At 67.7% G+C, this 603-nt stretch carries 1 protein-coding gene and 1 pseudogene; both read right to left on the bottom strand.

What is annotated here, in order from left to right:
* A pseudogene (locus ABB22_RS17995) lies at positions 1 to 188 on the bottom strand (MFS transporter); the annotation flags it as partial.
* A 94-nt stretch (positions 189 to 282) separates the two neighbouring features.
* The coding region (locus ABB22_RS17505) for a YajD family HNH nuclease (protein ID WP_057505457.1) at positions 283 to 603 on the bottom strand (321 nt) is incomplete at its 5' end.

Genomic DNA, 603 nt, shown 5'->3' with positions numbered 1-603 from the left:
GTCGCCAGCGACTGCAGCAGCGCCGCATTGGCGCTGCTCTCGGGAAAGAACAGCTTCGGGAACACCAGCACCGCGGCGGTGGCGTAGATGTAGAAATCGAAGAATTCGATGGTGGTGCCGACCAGGCTGGCGGCGAGCACGCGGCGCGGGGAGTTGGCGGTGGGTACGCAGGGGCGGGAAGGCGCCATCGGATGAGCCCGGGGAAGTTGGCGACGATTCTGGCACGGCGCCAGCGCATGACCCGGATTGGTTGCAGCCGCCACCAGACCGCAGTGCCGGACGCTAATCGCGCTTGAGCAGTGACCGCAGGCCAGCGAAGGGATGGGCGGTCGCCGCTACATGCCGGTCCTCGGCGTCGGCTGCCGCCACCCCGGTGTAGTCGCCATGGCGCGAATGCTCGTTGTCGTGGCAATACAGGCAGAGCAGCTCCCAGTTGCTGCCGTCGGGCGGATTGAAATCGTGGTCGTGATTGCGGTGGTGCACGGTCAGTTCGGACAGGTTGGCCCGGGTGAATTCGCGGGCGCAGCGCCCGCATACCCACGGATACATCTTCAGCGCCCGCTCCCGGTAGCCGTGCCCGCGCTGCTCGGCATCGCGCCGGGC

The organism is Stenotrophomonas nitritireducens (genome assembly GCF_001431425.1).
GTDB lineage: Bacteria > Pseudomonadota > Gammaproteobacteria > Xanthomonadales > Xanthomonadaceae > Stenotrophomonas > Stenotrophomonas nitritireducens.
The sequence above is the reverse complement of the archived record's forward strand: the minus strand, read 5'-3'. Positions and strand labels throughout refer to the sequence as shown.